Raw genomic sequence first — 17,555 nt, forward strand, 5'->3', positions numbered from 1 at the left:
ACAAGACCAGGAAACTTATTTATAATTACGCTTAAAGTTTCTACATTGAAGGAGGAAATTATTTTATGTATCTTACTGGTTTCGCGGATGAAGCGGCAACTGATATTGACGGTCAAATTGAAGCGACAAAAGAACTCGGTTGGAAAAATATAGAATCACGGGTAATTGACGGAATTAACTTAACAGATATACCTGAAGATAAATTCAAAATTGTATGTGACAAACTTAGTAACGCAGGTGTTAAAGTTAACTGTTTTGGAAGTGCTATCGGTAACTGGGCAAAAAAACTTTCCGAATCCCCTCAGTCAAGTTATGATGAAATGAAACGCGCAGTACCGCGCATGCAGAAACTCGGCACAAAACTTATAAGGATAATGAGTTTTGCAATACCTGACCCTTTACCATTAACAAACAAAGAAGCGGAAAAAGAAGCAATAAAAAGAATAAAAGAAATTGTTAAAATTGCAGAAGACGGCGGCGTAATTTGTGTACACGAAAATTGTGCATGCTGGGGCGGACAGTCATATGAACATACTTTACGACTTTTAGATGCAATACCATCTAAAAGTTTAAAACTTGTGTTTGATACCGGTAACCCGGTTTTTGACCTAGATATCCGCGGTAATTCCCCGTATAAATACCAGAATTCTCTTGAGTTCTACAGAAAAGTAAAAAAGCATATTGTTTACATACATATTAAAGACGGTAAAATGATAGACGGCAAAATGCAGTATATGTTTGCCGGTGAAGGTGACGGTTCAGTAGTTGAAATACTAACAGATTTGATGAAAAACGGTTATGATGGCGGGATTTCCATAGAACCGCATCTTAAAGTAGTTGTGCATGACTCCTCGGTTAAATCGGATGCAAAAGCAATGTATGACAGCTATATAGAATATGGAAGAAGAACTGAAAAAATTCTTTCCGAAATCGGATGGAATATCCACCACTCCCGCCACTGAATCTTCAGCGGGCAAGGAACTGTTGGCGGATATCAGAGAGCTCAATAAGGAGAAATATCAATGAAAACTGTAAGAATCGGGGTTATTGGTGTTGGTGTGATGGGAAGCGCTCATGCTAAAAATATTAAAGGGCTTAAACGTATGGAACTCACAGCTGTATGTGATGCCGATAAGGAAATGGCAGATAAACTTTCAAAAGAACTTAACTGTAAGGTATATTATGATTCAAAAAAACTCATAAGGTCCGGTGATGTAGATGCTGTCATTATAGCGACCCCACACTACGACCATACTATAACCGGTATTGATGCTCTTGAACAAGGGCTACACGTCCTTGTAGAAAAACCGATTTCCTCTCACAAAGCCGACTGTGAAAGATTAATTGCCGCACACAAAAACAAAAAACAGATTTTCGCTGCGATGTTCCAGTTCAGGACTTTTCCCAGATTCAAAAAAATAAAATCAATTATAGAAAATGGCGAGCTCGGTGAAATTATCCGGACCAACTGGATAAAAACCAATTGGTTCAGGCCGGAAGCATATTACTCCAGCGGTTCGTGGCGTGCAACATGGAAAGGAGAAGGCGGCGGTATACTTTTAAACCAGTGCCCGCACAACCTTGATTTATTCCAATATATTTGCGGTATGCCTAAAAAAGTTGTAGGTTTCTGCGGGTTAGGAAAAAGACATAATATTGAAGTTGAAGACGAAGTTACTGCATATCTGGAATATCCTAACGGAGCTACCGGAGTATTTATAACCTCAACCGGCGAAGCACCTGGGACTGACCGGTTCGAAATATGCGGTGAAATGGGAAATCTTATCTGCGAAAATGACGAAATAATATTCTTGCGTAATGAAATGTCTTCTTCCAAATTCAACAAAACAACAAAATTCAAATTCCAAGGTCCTGATTTCTGGAACATAAAAATACCTGTTACCGGCACTGCCGGAATGCACGCGGAAATAATACAAAACTTTGTGAACGCAATACTTGACGGCACACCGCTTATAGCACCTGCCGAAGAAGGTATAAAATCAGTTGAACTTGCTAATTCAATTTTATATTCATCGATTACAGGTAAACCCGTGGAACTGCCTTTGAATAGCGCTGCTTATGAAAAGATGCTTAAGAAACTTATTGATTCTTCTAAATATGTAAAAGTAGTTAAAAAAAGTGAAGTTGAAGAAGATGTTTCAAAATCATTTCATAAATAGCTCAAAATAATTATTATCCGGTAATGAGCGATATAATCGGCGAGATTACTAGAATGATTGTCAGTATTAAGAGGATTACTGTGATTGACCAACCGACAATATTTTGAAATTTATTATTCACATAACTACCCATTATCTTCTTATCATTGACTATAATTATCATTGAAATCAATACCACCGGCAGAAGAATAGCGTTTATTACCTGGGACCAGATTGTTATCTTAATAAGCGGGGCGTTCGGTATCAATATAATAATGACCGCAGCTAATATGATAGAAGCAAATAAAGCATAAAAATAAGGTGCCTCTTTGACTTTCTTATTTATACCCGCCTCAAAACCAAAAGCCTCACAAACATAAAATGCAGTCGCCAGCGGCAGTATAGTTGCAGAAAAAATTGAAGCTACGAAAAGCCCGAAAGCAAACAACTGCGAAGCAAATACACCAGCAAACGGTTTAAGCGACATTGCTGCATCTTTAGCTTCATTTATTATAACACCATTTTTATTTAAAGTAGCCGCACAGGCAACAATAATGAAAAATGCTACAACTACGGTAGCGACACAACCGATAATAACATCCCATACGGCATATTTATATTCTTCTATTTTAATTCTTTTCTCTATTACAGCTGACTGCATGTAAAACTGCATCCACGGTGCAATAGTTGTTCCGACAATTCCCAAAACCATACTCAAATAGTCTTTATCAAACTGCATTGTCGGTGTTACAAAAGCTTTCCCAACCTGAACCCAATCCGGCTTAGAAAGAACTGCTGATACAACATAAGATAATAGGCAGAAACTGAAAAATAAAAATATTCTTTCCGATATTTTGTAATTCCCCTTGGTAACCAGCATCCAGACAAATACCGCAGACAACGGAACAGAAATATATTTAGATACTCCAAAAATATTCATACTACCAGCCACACCCGCGAATTCGGTAGCAGTATTGCCTATGTCTGCTATTATCAAACCTAAAAATATAAAAAAGGTAATTTTAACGCCAAAATTTTCCCTGATTAAATCTGCGAGTCCTTTGCCGGTAAAAATACCCATCCTTGCATTCATTTCCTGAACAACAACTAAAACAACAAAAGAAGGAATTAGCGTCCATAAAAGTTTATACCCGTATATCGCTCCTGCAACCGAATAAGTAGTAATACCACCGGCATCATTATCAACACTACCTGTAATAATACCGGGACCTAATATACTGAGAAATATCAATATATTTACTAACATCCTGTTTTCTCTGATTTTATCCAATAGCTTCATATATTTTATACTTCCTCTTTAATTTCACCGTATACCGCTTCAAAAGCATCTTTCAGGGTTATTATACCCATAATTTTATTTTGTTTATCTATAACAGGTATTTCGTAGAAGTTATATTTTGAAAACATCTGAGCTACTTTTTTTACATCTGTGTTAATTTTAACTTTTTTAATTCTCTTTCTCATAAAGTCGGAAACAAGTTTTGTCGGTTCCATAGACAGTAATTGCCTCAAAGTAACGATTCCTATCAACGAATCATTATCATCTAATACATAAACATAATAAAATGATTCCGTATTTTTTGCCTTGGCTTTTACATTATTTAAAACATCATTCGCAGTTACATTGATTTTTGTAACCATAAAATCTGTGTTCATTATACTTCCGGCAATATGTTCAGAATGTGATAATAAATCTTTTATCTGGCTTACTTTTTCTTTAGGTAATATGCTGTAAAAAGAACTTACCAATTTTTTTGGCAGATGTGCCAGAAGATCCACTACTTCATCCATCGGCATTTCTTTCAAAACAACAGATAAATGTTCCTGCGGAAGCGATTCAGCAACCTGAATACGGATTTTCAAAGGTAATTCATGTAAGGTTTTTGCAGCAGTAACTTTATCTAATGAAAGAAAAATCCTTTTTCTTTCATCAACTCCTAAATCCATCAATATATCAGACAAGTCAGCAGGATGCAATTCTGATAATTTAGGCTGTTGAATTTTTAAATGCAAAGATTCGCGTGAATTAGAATCCTTTATTGGCTGAACATATTTCCACGAAATCAGGTTATCTTTAATTTCGTATGAAAATAATAACTGAAAAATAGCATCGACTATATGATAGCAGCCTAATCTCAACAGCAACCCTCTAAAACCAACGTTCATGTGAACAACCCAGAAATTCAGCCCTTCTCTTAGCAAATGCAAATCATTAACACGAACTACTTTGGCGCCGGAAATATCAACTATCTGCTTATCCCAAAATGTCTCCTTGAGAAGCATTTCTTCTTCACTTTGATTTACACTATTTCCCGCATTTACTGCAGGATTTTCTACATAAATTGCTTTGTCCTCAATTACTTTCTTTACATATATCCATGATAAATAAAATTTTTTCTTTTTATTTTTAATTATTAAACCGCTTACCTTTGGATACATTTCCTTGAGCAAAACCGCAACATCATCTATTTTACCTATCTTTTCATTGCTGTTAATATTAACTACAGGTAATCCTATTATTTGCGATAAATATATAAAACTTTTCTCAAAACCGTTCATAAAAAAATGAAGCTCCTTGCGACAAGCTCAGGACATCAAATCGGAATAGTTCAGAACAACATCTTAAGTTTATTTTATTAAGCATATTCTACTAATCAGAAATAAAATGTCAATCATTATTTAACCTAATGATAAGTACCGGAGTTTGCAGTGAAGGAATGCCAAAATTAAATCAATAAATATTTTTTCTAAATAAAAATATTTATTGACATAAAAGAATTTATTTTATAAACTAATGCACAACAAAAATTTGCCGACACAATCAATAAAAACAAGTTAAGCAAAGTTTCGCTTTGCAGCTACAAACCAATTAATATTGTAGCCGCAGAGCGTTAGCTCTGCTAAACATTGAAATTCCTATATATAAATTTATAATTATGACTTTAACAACACCTTATTATTTAATTGATGAATCAAAATTATTAAAAAATTTAAAAATAATAAAACACGTCAGGGATGTGTCCGGCGCTAAGTCGGTACTGGCTTTGAAATGTTTTTCCACCTGGTCTGTTTTTGATATTATGAATAAATACATGGACGGAACAACCAGCAGTTCCCTGTATGAGGCACGTTTAGGTCATGAAAAATTTCAAAAAGAAGTCCATGCTTACAGCGTGGCTTTTTCAAAGGAAGATATTAAAAATATAAAACAATATGCAGACAAAATAATTTTTAATTCCATATCACAGTTAAAAATGTTTTACAGTGATGTCCGCACTCTAAAAGTAGGATTAAGAGTGAATCCGCAGATCAGTTATTCTCATTTTGATTTAGCAGACCCCGCACGAAAATATTCGAGACTTGGTGTAATTGACAAGAAATCTTTATTAAAAGTAGCTCATCTAATTAGCGGTTTAATGTTTCATTTTAATTGCGAAAATGCAGACTTTAATAATTTTTCTTCTACCCTGGATATCATCGGCAGTAAATACGGAGATTTGCTTAAAAAATTAGAGTGGATTAGTTTAGGCGGCGGACTTTATTTTACAAAAGATGGTTACCCGTTGGAAAAATTCTGCAATAAATTAAAAGAGTTCAGTGCCAAGTTCGGAGTTCAGGTATATTTAGAACCCGGAGAAACAGCTATTACACAATCAGCAGAGTTAGTAACAAAAGTTTTAGATATTGTTCATAATGAAATTGATATCGCAATAGTTGACGCTTCTACTGAAGCGCACATGCTGGACTTGCTAATTTATCGAATAGATGCTAAAATAGAAAATTCTAATCAAGGTAGATTCAAATATATGATTGCCGGGCGGTCGTGTCTGGCAGGAGATATATTCGGGACATATAATTTTAAATCCCGGTTGAAAATAGGTAGTATCGTTAGAATTACCGATGCTGCTGGATATACAATGGTGAAAAAAAACTGGTTCAATGGACTTCAAATGCCTTCTATCGTAGTGAAAAGACTAAACGGAACTATGGATATTGTTCGCAATTTTGATTATAAAGATTATATTAACAGTTTATCATAAGGAGGTTTATTAATTATGAAAAAAAATGTTCTGATTATTGGTGCCGGGGGTGTCGCTCATGTAGCGGCACATAAAGCTGCTCAAAACAACGATGTGTTGGGAGATATCTGCATAGCGTCACGGAAACAGGAAAAATGTGAAAAAATAATTGAAAGCGTTCTCAGGAAAAACAACCTTAAAGACAAGACAAAAAAAATATATGCCAAGCAGTTTAATGCGCTGGATGTCCAGTCAACCATAAAACTGATAAAAGAAACTAAATCTTCCATAGTTATTAATCTTGGTGCATCCTTCATTAACATGTCAGTTTTGGAAGCATGCATGGAAACCGGTGTAGTTTATCTGGATACTGCTATTCATGAGGAACCGAACAAGGTATGTGAGAATCCGCCATGGTATGCTAATTACGAGTGGAAACGAAAAGACCGTTGCAAACAAAAAGGTGTAACAGCTATACTTGGCGTTGGATTTGACCCAGGCGTTGTCAATGCTTATTGTGCCCTTGCAGTGAAACATCATTTTGATAAAATAGATACTATAGATATAATGGATGTCAATGCAGGCAGTCATGGAAAATATTTCGCCACTAACTTTGACCCTGAAATAAATTTCAGGGAATTCGTTAAGGTATGGACTTGGATTGACCGCAAATGGGTATGCAAACCAATCCATACGGAAAAACTGGTCTATGATTTTCCTGTTGTAGGTAAACAGACCGTGTACCTGAACGGCCATGATGAACTGCATTCTCTTTCAAAAAACATTGATGCAAACAGTATACGGTTCTGGATGGGGTTCAGCGACCATTACCTGAATTGCTTTAGCGTACTGAAAAACATCGGATTACTTTCAGAAAAACCTGTACGGACAGCTGAAGGGCTGGAAGTCATACCGTTAAAAGTTGTAAAAGCATGTTTACCTGACCCGATGTCACTGGCTCCAAACTATACAGGTAATACTTGTATCGGTAATTTAATAAAAGGTAAAAAAGACGGCAAGAAAAAAGAAATATTTATTTATAATGTCTGCGACCACAAGGAATGTTACAATGAAGTGGAGTCCCAGGCAATCAGTTATACTGCAGGAGTACCGCCGGTGGCAGCAGCCATGCTTGTGTCAGACGGCGTATGGGATGTTAAAACTATGGTAAATGTTGAAGAGCTGGACCCGGACCCGTTCATTGAACTATTAAACAAAACCGGACTGCCGACAGAAATCATAGAAACCAAGTGGCACAGGGTTTCAAAAACTGCTGAGCATAAATCTACATAGTTCCGGTTTTACCGTAACGTCAGGAATACTTTCTTACAATTAAAAAGCCCCCACATAATTAATTATGTGAGGGCTTTTTTTGAACTTTTGTGCATTTGGTACGGGTTTACTTCTTTACAGGTTCTTTTTGTTTTGGTGGAATATGCACAGTGATTGATTTAGCTACTTTTTTGTCCGCTGACATAAAATAAACAACGGAAACTTTATCACCGCTAACAATATCCGCAAGAGTGATTTTCTTGTCCGCTTTCATAACTGTCGTTTTGTCATCTGTTGTAACTGTTTCATCAACACTCTTTTTCTCTTTACCTAATGTAGAAATAACAATTGTATTATTTGCAGCATCAATTGATGCTACAGTCCCTTTCAATCTCATTGTCTTTACTTTTGCAACCGGAGCAGCTTTTTTAGCCGGCTCTGCTTTTGCGGGTGCCACTGCCGGTGTCGCTGGCGTTGCCGGTGTCGCTGGAGCTACTGATGTTGCCGGTGTCGCAGGTGTTGCCGGAACAACACTATCTGCTGCTTTCACAAAAACCAATGTTCCTACTAATAACATTACTACCAACAAAATAACTTTCTTCATTACTATACCTCCTTTTATCTTTACCCGTCCACACATAATGCGTAAAGGGAATTCGCCAACGTTTCAGTGGCGGATACTTCGGCGAGGTGTTCGCTGAAGTTGGAGCAGATGCCACTGACCTTAGTCAGTGAGGCTCCATGCTCATGCCGGTTATCCCGGCATCATTTAAATTTTTCATCACCTCCGTCTTTATTAATAATATTACTAAAAATCATCACAACAAATTTGTATATATCAAAAAAATATTATCTTTTTTTGATTCTGGTTATACTATACAACAAAAATAATTAAAATAACATTAAAGCAATATTAAAAATTTTTAATCTTTAAATTACTAAGCATATTCTGATGAAATCCGGATAACCTGCCTTTTTTGATTATAACAAGTGCAGATTAAAGGTCAAACCTCAATTTACTTTATGTGATTTTTTTATATAGGAGGCTGAGGACAAACAATAGGACATTTACCATTACAACTGTTGCTCCTGCGGGCAGATTCAGGAAAAAGGAAAAGATAATCCCGATAAGTACAGAGAAAAGCGCAACAATACTTCCTATTAGCATAGCTGATTTAAAACCTTTGGCGACCTGCAAAGCAGTAACGGACGGTAAAATAAGAAGCGCGGAGACAAGCATTATTCCAACCATTTTTACTGATAAAACAACTGTTATCGCTGTAAGGAGGGTGAGAAGCGTATTGATAAAATTTGTTTTTATTCCGGTTGTTTTGGCGTATTCTTCATCAAATGTTACAGAAAAAAGATCGTAATAGAAAATATAAATAACCGATAAAACTATAAGAGATAAAACTATTGACAATACTACTTCAGTAGTACTGATTGATAAAATATTACCGAACAGGTAACTGAACAAATCAACATTAAAACCTTTGGAAATACTGGCTAAAATAACACCGCCGGCAATTCCGACCGCAGATACAATACCTATAGCAGCATCACCGTATACCTTCGCTTTTTCCGTAATTTTTAAAACCACAATTGAACTAATCATAACCAAAGGTACTGCCACATAAAAAGGATATACGCCGAAAAAAAGTCCCAAAGCAATGGCGCCGAAACTGACATGAGAAAGACCGTCACCAATCAAAGACATTTTTCGCAAGACCAGAAATAAGCCGAGCGAAGAGCAAAGCACAGCAACAAACGAGCCGGCTAAAAATGCTTTTTGAATGAAAGAGTATTGCAAAATATTTATTATATCCATATTAGTTAGGCTTGAAGGGTCTGGCGACAACTAAAAAACTATAATTAAATTGTAGTTTCACGCCCTCGGCGTGATAATATTGAAATTCCTATACATCAAGTCAAGCCGACTCCGCCACAAAACGTTGGCGGACAAGCAAGGTCGGCAACTACAGAAAGATTGTAGCGGCAGAGCTTGCTCTGCATTACTGAACAATAAATCAGTCGTGCTGGTGGCAGATTAGATGTTTTTGGGCATCTCCAAAATACAAACTCATTTCGGATGAATTACAAAATTCATTGAATTTTCCGAAATAAACCACCTTTTTATCTATGTACAACAACTTACCGGCATATTGCCCGATATAGCTGGTAGCATGTGTAATTAAAATGACTGTGACGCCGGTTTCATGGTTTAATCGCTTTACTATTTCGAAAAAAGATTCTCTGGATTGCGGGTCTAACGCCGTGCTCGGCTCGTCGAAAATCAAAAGTTCCGGACGCGACACCAGGGCGCGGGCTAACAAAACCTTTTGCTGCTGGCCTCCTGAAAGTTCGCTAAGAATTTTTCTTTTAAGGTTGGTAATTCCTGATATTTCTAATATTTCATCAACTCTATTCCTATCGTCATTCGTTATTCTTCTCGGCAGTTTCTTTTGAGATAAAAGTCCGAGTATAACCACTTCCTCCACAGTTGCAGGGAAAAGCACATTTATTGCAGAGGATTTTTGCGGCAAATATCCTATTTTCCCCCAGTTGCTAAATTTAGACTGCGGCATACCGAATAGCTTTATCTCCCCGGCAGTTGACGGTAAAAGACCTAATATTGTTTTTATAAGAGTGGTTTTTCCTGCACCATTAGGACCGGCTAACCCGATATAATCACCTGCCTCAACTGTAAAAGAAACATCTTTAATAACTTCAGTCTGACCGTAGTTTATGGATAATTGTTTAATTTCAATAATTGCAGACATATTTTTAGTCTTGATATTTAAGACCGGTTTTTAAATTCTTTAAATTATTTTCCATTATGGAAACAAACGATATATTATTATTGAATTGCTCTTTAGAAATATTATGTGCCGCATTTAAAAAAAGCATTTTCGCTTTAGTTTCATTTGTAATGGTTTCAGCTATCTTCGGGCTGGTCAATTCCTCGTAAAAAACATATTCAATTTTGTCTTTCCTAATCTGATTAATTAATTTTATAAGGTCTTGAACAGTCGGCTCAGCGTCCGGAGAAACTCCCTGTGCGGACAAATACTTTAAACCATAACGGTTGGCTAAATATCCGAAAGCATAATGCCCGCAATAGATGATTTCTTTGTTTTTACAACTAGCCAGAGACTTTTTATATTCGTTATCTAACTTTGAAAGAGTATCTTTATATTTCCTGGATTGTTGTTTGTAAAATTCTTTATTGCCCGGATCCTTTTCACATAAAGCTTGTGTGATATTGTCAACCATAATTTTAGCGTCATCAAAATCAAGCCAGATATGCGGGTCAAGCGAACCTTTCTTTTTGTCTTTATCCCGGGAAACTGCCTGGATCATTCTCGTCCCTTTACTGGAATCTACAACCTTGACATTTTTATCTATGGAACCTTTTATTACGTCTTCTGCCCACGGTTCCATAAATTTACCTGTATATATAAAAACACCGGATTTGCTTATTCTTATAATGTCGCTGGGCTTAGGCTCAAACGAATGAGCTTCAACACCCGGAGGTAAAAGCAAGGAAATATCCAATTTATCCTGCCCGATATTTCTGGCAAAATCATACAGCGGGAAAAGCGTGGTTACGACTTTGATTTTTTTAGTTTCAATATCAGGTTTGCGTGAAAGATTTGATATTATTAATAAGCTCAAAATAACTACTACGAGAAATATTGTAATAAACGCTATCTTTTTATTCATATTTTTCAAACATTATATTTAGGATATAAACAATATACGAATTTTTAATCGGCTATAATTATACTTTTTTCTCTTTATTTTTCAATCAATAAAAACAAGTTAGGCACGCCAAGGGTCTACGACAACTACAAACTATAATTAAATTGTAGTTTCACGCCCTCGGCGTGATAACATTGAAATTCATAGACATCAAGTTAGGTTCCCGCTTTCGAGATTGTGTCATAACCCACGATTTGTCATTTCGAGAGCCAATTTATTGGCTCGTGGCAATCCCTTCTTCGACGAGCTACATTTTATGAGATTGCCCCATGAATGGGATCTTCGACTTCGCTAACACTCGCAATGACATTGCGACACAGCCTCTTCACGGGAATGACAGGCTTCTTAATTCCCCTATGCGGGATGACACAGCCTCTTCGCGGGAATGGCACACATGAAGAAATTGTCATTCCGAGTTTCTTAATCGGGAATCTATAATATTGAAATCTCTATACATCATATTAAAAACATTTCTTATTTTATTAATAATTCAATTTTCACAAAATTAGTTTTCGGCACACCACATAAGGGACAAATCCAATCATCGGGAATATCCTCAAATTTAGTTCCCGGGGTAACTCCATTTTCCGGGTCCCCTACTGCAGGGTCGTAAATATAAGGACAAGATAAACATTGCCATTTTTCCATGTTATCCTCCTCGCACTAATCAGCGTATTTTTTTAATAATGCTGCTTGTATTTGAAATCCTGCTCCGAAAGCGAGTAATATAACAATGCCGTTTTCTTTAATAGTGTTGTTCTGAATTATGTTGTCCAGAACGAAAATAACTGTCGGGGAAGACATGTTGCCGTAATTTTTTAATATTTCCCGCGTGTACTGTAATTTTTTTTTATCTATTGCAATGCTGTCTTCTATTGATAACAAAATATTTTCACCGCCCGGATGCACTGCCCAGTAATCAATATCTTTAATTTTCAGGGAGTGCTTCGCAAAGAAACCTTCCAAAAATTCCGCAATGCTTTTTCCGACTATTTCAGGAAGACGCAGAGAAAGCTTATTATACAGACTGCCTTCCTTATATATAAACCGTATATCTTCACGAAATTTCGGTAAACAAGCCGATTCAAAATCCAATATTTCAAAACCTGACGGTTTGTTACGGACAATATAAGATGCTGCACCATCTGCAAAAATTGCATTTGATACTATAATGCCAATATTGTCATCCATCCTGAAATCGCAGCTCGAAATCTCCACAGAAACACCTAATACCGGTGAATCCCCGTTTGATTTTGCAATATCCCTGCACAACCTTATATTAGGTATAGCTCCGGCACAACCTGCACCTACAAGGTCATAAAACATAATATCTTTTCTTAAACCCATACGTTCTATGAGGTAACTTGAAATCCCGGGACAGATGTAACCGGTACATGTATTCACTACTACGGCGGCTAAGTCCTTTTTATTAACTTTCGCTCTTTTCAAAGCCTCTTCCGCAGCATGAGCGGCTAATTCAACGGATTGTGCAGTAAAACGGTCAATTCTTGTGTCCTGATTTTCAGATAAAAATTGGTTTGCATCGGAAAAAGCAAAATGCCTTTTTGCCACGCTTGGATGGGAAAATATTTTTTTGGTTAACTTTAAAGTCGAGGGTTTGATTGTTTCACTATAATTATCTTCAATAATTTTAAATGCCTTATCCTGTTCCAAGCAAAATTCAGGCACAGCCGTTCCGATCCCGGCAAGAAACATATTATCATCACTTTTCACATCTCTCATGAATGCACTCCTATTGTTTTTAAAGTACGCCTCAATAATCCGGTCTTTTTCCAAAGAGGCGGTCTGCCGCCTAAACTATAATATATACTTGACAACTCTGAAAGAAAAGGGAAAGAAAAAGAATTTGAATCAATAAAATTCATATTGGAATTAATTTCATTTTTAATTTTTGCATTAATCCAATTTCTGTCTAAAAGCGGGGAAAGGTAAAAGAACGGCTCTAACATTTCTGACTTATGCAGGTTCAACACACCTTCTTCACGTGCGACTTTTTCCAGTTTTGTCCCGGGATAAACCCTTATACCCACATTGAAAAAAGCTACATCATTTTTACGTATACAGTTCTTTGCAAAATTGAATGTTTCTCTGACTGTTTCCTTTGTTTCACCGGGTCCCCCGATGAGAAAAATCCAAAAACACGGTATTTTACTTTTTGCTACAATATCTGCCAACTTCAGCAAATCATTTTTTGTATAATTCTTGCCAAGGTTTTTTAAGATAATATCTGAGGCGCTTTCAGCAGTAATTCCTATACCCTTAAAATTAGCCGCTTCCATTGCAAGCATAAGCTCACTATTCACAAAACCGGGATTCACATCAACAGCACAGAACCTGGCTTTTATTTTTGCTCGGGTAATTTCATCAAGAACTGCCATAGTATGCTCATATGGTGAGTTAAAAACATTATCTACGAATTCAAAATCTTTGTATCCTTTTTTTACCATTTGTAAAATATTCTTTACAACATCTTTTGGATCTGAAAGAACATAGTTATCTCCTTCAATAATCGGATACGTACAGTAAACACATTCATACGGGCAACCCACCTTTGTCCTAATCGGGAACGGGACCAATTTGCGAACGTAACGGTCCGTATCAACCCAATTATAAAAATCTTTATCGGAAAAAATACTTAATTTACTAAGTGATTCCATCGGATTATATCTGAAGCTGTAACCGGTAATTGAAGCAAGCCCGGGTATACCAGTATAATCTTTTCCTGATTTTAAAGCGTCAAGATATTCATTAAAAACTATTTCGCCCATTCCCACACAAGCAACATCTGTGTCTGTTTCACGCATAATCTCTTCCGGCATTATCTTAACTGCTGAACCGCCAAGTATAATTTTTGCTTTAGTTTTTGTTTTTATGAGTTGGCAAACAGGTTTTACTTCACTGCCAAGCATTTTCGTATTTTCCATATCATTATTATCTATGTTCCTTACAGAGATTCCAACGATATCAGGATTGAACTTTTCTAATTCGCGAGCAATATCTTCATAAGGATTTCTGGAAAACATCATATCTAAAAATTTTACGTTATGCCCTTTTGAATGGACTGACTGGGCGACTATGGCAGCTCCATAAGGCATTACAACCACAGGATTATGATTTCTATTTGAACTTATTATTAGAACTTTCATAGTATATTAACAAAGTTTTAGCAGAGCTAACGCTTTCGCCTCAGGCGAACCTACTCGGCTGCGGCTACAATTTCAGGGTTACAACTCAACCTATTCAGTCGGTGTGACTTGACTGTTTTGACAGGGCTTTCATAACATGTATTAATAAATCATTAATGTCTATGGGTTTTGTAAGGTAATAATCAACTTCACTGCCTAATAATCCTTCCATTTTATCTAAAGGCTGATTTTTGGCGGTAAGCATAATTATCGGTATATCCGAAATTTGTTTTTTGCTCTTAATTTGTTTAGCTACCTCATACCCGTTAAGCTTGGGCAGCATCAAATCAAGAATTATCAAATCCGGTCGCTGACTACCTTTGTTCCATACTTTTTCCAACGCCTGCTCACCGTCATAGGCAATATCAATTTCATAACCGGCACCCTCAAGATTAACACGGATAAGTTCAACTATTTTCTTATCATCGTCAACTACTAAAATAATAGATTTTTCTTTTTCCATATAACTCCTGTCCTGCCAAAAAATATAGTTCAGTTGCCTTTTACAACAATATCATGGGAATTTTCCCACAGACCGTGTACATTGCAATAAGATAAAGCATAAATCGTTCCGGATTTATCTGTTTTAAAACTCGCCTTGACTTGCGGAAGTGTATATATTGCGCTGACATTAAGTCCCCGGGTAGATTCGCCGTGTGCACTAAATTTATATTTTCCTATCTGAAACGGAAACTTTCCTCCTTTTGGAAGAAAATATAATTGAAGCCACCTGATATGATGACCCGTCGTATTGGGATGAGATATCTCCTTACCTATAGTAACGATAACTTCACATGCCTCGCCTTTTTTTACTTTACCGGACACCTCAATCACGGGAACATGCTTTTCTTTTTTCCAATCCCCACTATGAAATAAATCTTTCATACTTTTCATAAATATACCTTAATATAACACTGTTCTATATCATTTTATAAGTGGGAGTTTCACGAAAAAATGATTCAAGAAGAATCCGTGAAACTCCCTTATGACTATATTTATTGCTATTTCATATCACCCATTTTCATATTATCTTTTTTCATCTCACTTTTTTTCATATCATTCTTCATCGTAGTTTCATTTTTAATTGAAACCAGATGCAGCATATCGCCGTCTTTCTTTGCTTTTAAAACCACTTGCAGTTTGCTGTTTTTATTCTTCAAAAATTTGACAATTTTCGGATTGCTTTCTTTATCAAAACCGATGAGCTGTCCATCCGCTGTGTATAATGAATATCCGCTTGCCTGGCAGTTAGCCATTAAAGCACATTCTTTTGTATGTGTCTTTACAAAATCTCCCAACTTATCTTTGTTTGAGGTAGCACACATATTATCAATAACAATCCCTTTGAACTCCATCACATTTTTATCTGCCTGTTTTGCCGTTTTCGGCATATTTTCCGCAGAAACTAATGTAAATCCCAACAACAACAAACTTAAAACAAACATTTTCTTCATAAGACCTCCTTAAAATTTTCGTTTATGCTGCTTACTCCAACACCATTTAATTTTTACACCACCTCCCTTCTTACAACAACTCAGATTCCCGTTTTTGTTGGAGAGCTTGTCATTCCCTATTATTTTACTTCAATTGGAAAATCTATCCTAAAATTGTCACCTGACTTTAACTGGATTGAATAAACAACAACCCACTTCCCGGCATTATCAAAAGACAACGGTAAAAGAGTACACACACCGGGACTTACAACGGGATACTGTTTATACAAAGCAAGCACACGTATATAACCCGGAGTATCGGGCATAAGCGATGTACATTCAATACTCGCATCATCTAATGGTACTTTATTATTACTTAACTTATCAAATATTTCCAAATTAAATTCAACTTTTTGATTCACTGTTATTTGTGAAGGAGTACTTTTAAATGTTATTCTATACCTGTCATCTTGTGCAATCCAGCCATTTTCCGTTTTGTCATATTTTAAATCTTTTAAGCTGTTTTTATACTCAACCAGATTACTAATTTGCAAATGAGAGCAAGACGAAATACTAAAAAGTGAAATTATTAGAAATAAAGGTAATAATTTATCATTCATTATTTTTTTGTAACATTTATTATTTTTCATACCTGTATATAAAATATTTCTCCTCTATTTCATTAATCCAAGCAATTTATGTTTAGCCATAGTTTTCACTATGACTTCTATGTACGATAAAATAAATTTCTTATCGGAACCTAAAATTTCTGTTTTAGATGAAGTTGACCAAATAAGATTGCTTTTGCCGGCATCATACATGTTGGTTTCTATTATTGCATAATCGGTCTCTGACATATAACCCGGAGAATACATATCCTGGCAACCGTATAAATAATAGTCGCGCCATGTACTGTAGTAAACTGGCGGATAATATTCACAATTCGGAGCATATGTGTATACTGCCTTTTTGTTAACTAACCTGGTAATAATTACCGCATCGGCGCCAAGCTCAGTCATCTTAGATTCAATTAGCTTGTCATCCCCTTGTTTATCATCGGGAATAACAGAATAACTCGCAATGGCTGCTGTCCCATGAACATTTAACTGTTTGACAAACTCATCTTCTAATATTCTTCTATCTGCCGAACTCTTGAGTATACCTATTATCATAATCTTGTGTGCCTGTAACTGATATGACTTATTTTTCCAAACCGAAGTAATACTTGTCGTGGCACATGCCGTAATGAGCATTGCAACAACAGCACAAAAGCCAAGCGAAACCCGCACATTTAATTTCATTGTTAGTTACCTCCTAAACAAAACACTTAATTTCCATCAACCGACAACAAGCTTTTTTAACAAACCTATACTTTCTGTTTGTCACCTCCTTACTTCATTGAAAATCTTTACAATTAGAATCTTAATACACCCAATGCCAATTAATATATTTATTGAATTTTCAAAAACATCTTTTTAGCTTAATTCCGTTGGTTAGAATATACAATAAAAAGAATTAAAACAACGTTAAAATATTATTAAAATTTTTTAATCTTTTATGAGGTTCGCTGCGAATTGAATGAGAACAAATAAACAAACAAAAATACCACCGATTTATTATCGGTGGTATTGTTAAAAAATATCAATTCTTTTAAAGAAGTATAGAATCCCCAACCGGGACAGT

18 protein-coding genes are annotated in these 17,555 nt (G+C 35.9%); 4 read left to right on the forward strand and 14 right to left on the reverse strand.

Annotation, left to right across the window (positions count from 1 at the left end):
* Positions 1 to 65 precede the first annotated feature (65 nt).
* Complete coding sequence (locus PHE88_03430; protein ID MDD5686868.1) at positions 66 to 962, forward strand: sugar phosphate isomerase/epimerase; 897 nt, start codon at positions 66 to 68, stop codon at positions 960 to 962.
* Between the two features lie 60 nt (positions 963 to 1,022).
* Entirely contained in the window at positions 1,023 to 2,180 is a 1,158-nt protein-coding gene (locus PHE88_03435; GenBank protein ID MDD5686869.1) for a Gfo/Idh/MocA family oxidoreductase, read from the forward strand.
* Positions 2,181 to 2,193: 13 nt separating this feature from the next.
* Here PHE88_03435 and PHE88_03440 read toward each other — a convergent pair whose 3' ends face one another.
* Both PHE88_03440 and PHE88_03445 read right to left on the reverse strand, forming a co-directional pair.
* Positions 2,194 to 3,459: an Nramp family divalent metal transporter gene (locus PHE88_03440; GenBank protein ID MDD5686870.1), complete on the reverse strand. Its 1,266-nt coding sequence runs from the start codon at positions 3,457 to 3,459 to the stop codon at positions 2,194 to 2,196.
* Positions 3,460 to 3,464: 5 nt separating this feature from the next.
* Entirely contained in the window at positions 3,465 to 4,739 is a 1,275-nt protein-coding gene (locus PHE88_03445; protein MDD5686871.1) for a CBS domain-containing protein, read from the reverse strand.
* Positions 4,740 to 5,116: 377 nt separating this feature from the next.
* Here PHE88_03445 and nspC point away from each other — a divergent pair, with 377 nt between their 5' ends.
* Together nspC and PHE88_03455 are read left to right on the forward strand one after the other, a co-directional pair.
* Positions 5,117 to 6,220 (forward strand): carboxynorspermidine decarboxylase, encoded by a 1,104-nt coding sequence (gene nspC / locus PHE88_03450; protein ID MDD5686872.1) that lies wholly within the window; start codon positions 5,117 to 5,119, stop codon positions 6,218 to 6,220.
* A 15-nt stretch (positions 6,221 to 6,235) separates the two neighbouring features.
* Positions 6,236 to 7,492 carry a saccharopine dehydrogenase family protein gene (locus PHE88_03455; GenBank protein ID MDD5686873.1) on the forward strand — a complete coding sequence of 419 codons (1,257 nt, stop codon included), beginning with the start codon at positions 6,236 to 6,238 and terminating at the stop codon, positions 7,490 to 7,492.
* Positions 7,493 to 7,598: 106 nt separating this feature from the next.
* Here PHE88_03455 and PHE88_03460 read toward each other — a convergent pair whose 3' ends face one another.
* From PHE88_03460 to PHE88_03515, 12 genes are all read right to left on the reverse strand, one after another.
* On the reverse strand, positions 7,599 to 8,075 hold the full coding sequence (locus tag PHE88_03460) for a hypothetical protein (GenBank protein MDD5686874.1): 477 nt from the start codon (positions 8,073 to 8,075) through the stop codon (positions 7,599 to 7,601).
* Between the two features lie 417 nt (positions 8,076 to 8,492).
* Positions 8,493 to 9,299 carry a metal ABC transporter permease gene (locus tag PHE88_03465; GenBank protein ID MDD5686875.1) on the reverse strand — a complete coding sequence of 269 codons (807 nt, stop codon included), beginning with the start codon at positions 9,297 to 9,299 and terminating at the stop codon, positions 8,493 to 8,495.
* Between the two features lie 199 nt (positions 9,300 to 9,498).
* Positions 9,499 to 10,251, reverse strand: coding sequence for a metal ABC transporter ATP-binding protein (locus PHE88_03470; GenBank protein MDD5686876.1), 753 nt, complete (start codon positions 10,249 to 10,251; stop codon positions 9,499 to 9,501).
* A gap of 4 nt (positions 10,252 to 10,255) precedes the next feature.
* On the reverse strand, positions 10,256 to 11,194 hold the full coding sequence (locus PHE88_03475) for a zinc ABC transporter substrate-binding protein (GenBank protein MDD5686877.1): 939 nt from the start codon (positions 11,192 to 11,194) through the stop codon (positions 10,256 to 10,258).
* Positions 11,195 to 11,707: 513 nt separating this feature from the next.
* On the reverse strand, positions 11,708 to 11,881 hold the full coding sequence (locus PHE88_03480) for a rubredoxin (GenBank protein MDD5686878.1): 174 nt from the start codon (positions 11,879 to 11,881) through the stop codon (positions 11,708 to 11,710).
* A 15-nt stretch (positions 11,882 to 11,896) separates the two neighbouring features.
* Positions 11,897 to 12,976 (reverse strand): 3-oxoacyl-[acyl-carrier-protein] synthase III C-terminal domain-containing protein, encoded by a 1,080-nt coding sequence (locus PHE88_03485; GenBank protein ID MDD5686879.1) that lies wholly within the window; start codon positions 12,974 to 12,976, stop codon positions 11,897 to 11,899.
* Positions 12,973 to 14,400, reverse strand: a complete 1,428-nt coding sequence (locus tag PHE88_03490; GenBank protein ID MDD5686880.1) for a radical SAM protein — start codon at positions 14,398 to 14,400, stop codon at positions 12,973 to 12,975. The genes PHE88_03485 and PHE88_03490 overlap by 4 nt, the downstream gene beginning before the upstream one ends.
* A 94-nt stretch (positions 14,401 to 14,494) precedes the next feature.
* Positions 14,495 to 14,902 (reverse strand): response regulator, encoded by a 408-nt coding sequence (locus PHE88_03495; protein MDD5686881.1) that lies wholly within the window; start codon positions 14,900 to 14,902, stop codon positions 14,495 to 14,497.
* Positions 14,903 to 14,931: 29 nt separating this feature from the next.
* Positions 14,932 to 15,333: a class II SORL domain-containing protein gene (locus PHE88_03500; protein MDD5686882.1), complete on the reverse strand. Its 402-nt coding sequence runs from the start codon at positions 15,331 to 15,333 to the stop codon at positions 14,932 to 14,934.
* 107 nt (positions 15,334 to 15,440) lie between these two features.
* The gene (locus tag PHE88_03505; protein ID MDD5686883.1) at positions 15,441 to 15,893 is read right to left on the reverse strand and encodes a hypothetical protein; all 453 of its coding nucleotides are present in this window, start codon (positions 15,891 to 15,893) and stop codon (positions 15,441 to 15,443) included.
* 119 nt (positions 15,894 to 16,012) lie between these two features.
* Positions 16,013 to 16,522, reverse strand: a complete 510-nt coding sequence (locus PHE88_03510; GenBank protein MDD5686884.1) for a hypothetical protein — start codon at positions 16,520 to 16,522, stop codon at positions 16,013 to 16,015.
* A gap of 24 nt (positions 16,523 to 16,546) precedes the next feature.
* Positions 16,547 to 17,173: a hypothetical protein gene (locus PHE88_03515; GenBank protein ID MDD5686885.1), complete on the reverse strand. Its 627-nt coding sequence runs from the start codon at positions 17,171 to 17,173 to the stop codon at positions 16,547 to 16,549.
* Between the last annotated feature and the right edge of the window lie 382 nt (positions 17,174 to 17,555).

Source organism: Elusimicrobiota bacterium (assembly GCA_028718185.1).
In the GTDB taxonomy this organism is placed as follows: domain Bacteria; phylum Elusimicrobiota; class UBA8919; order UBA8919; family UBA8919; genus JAQUMH01.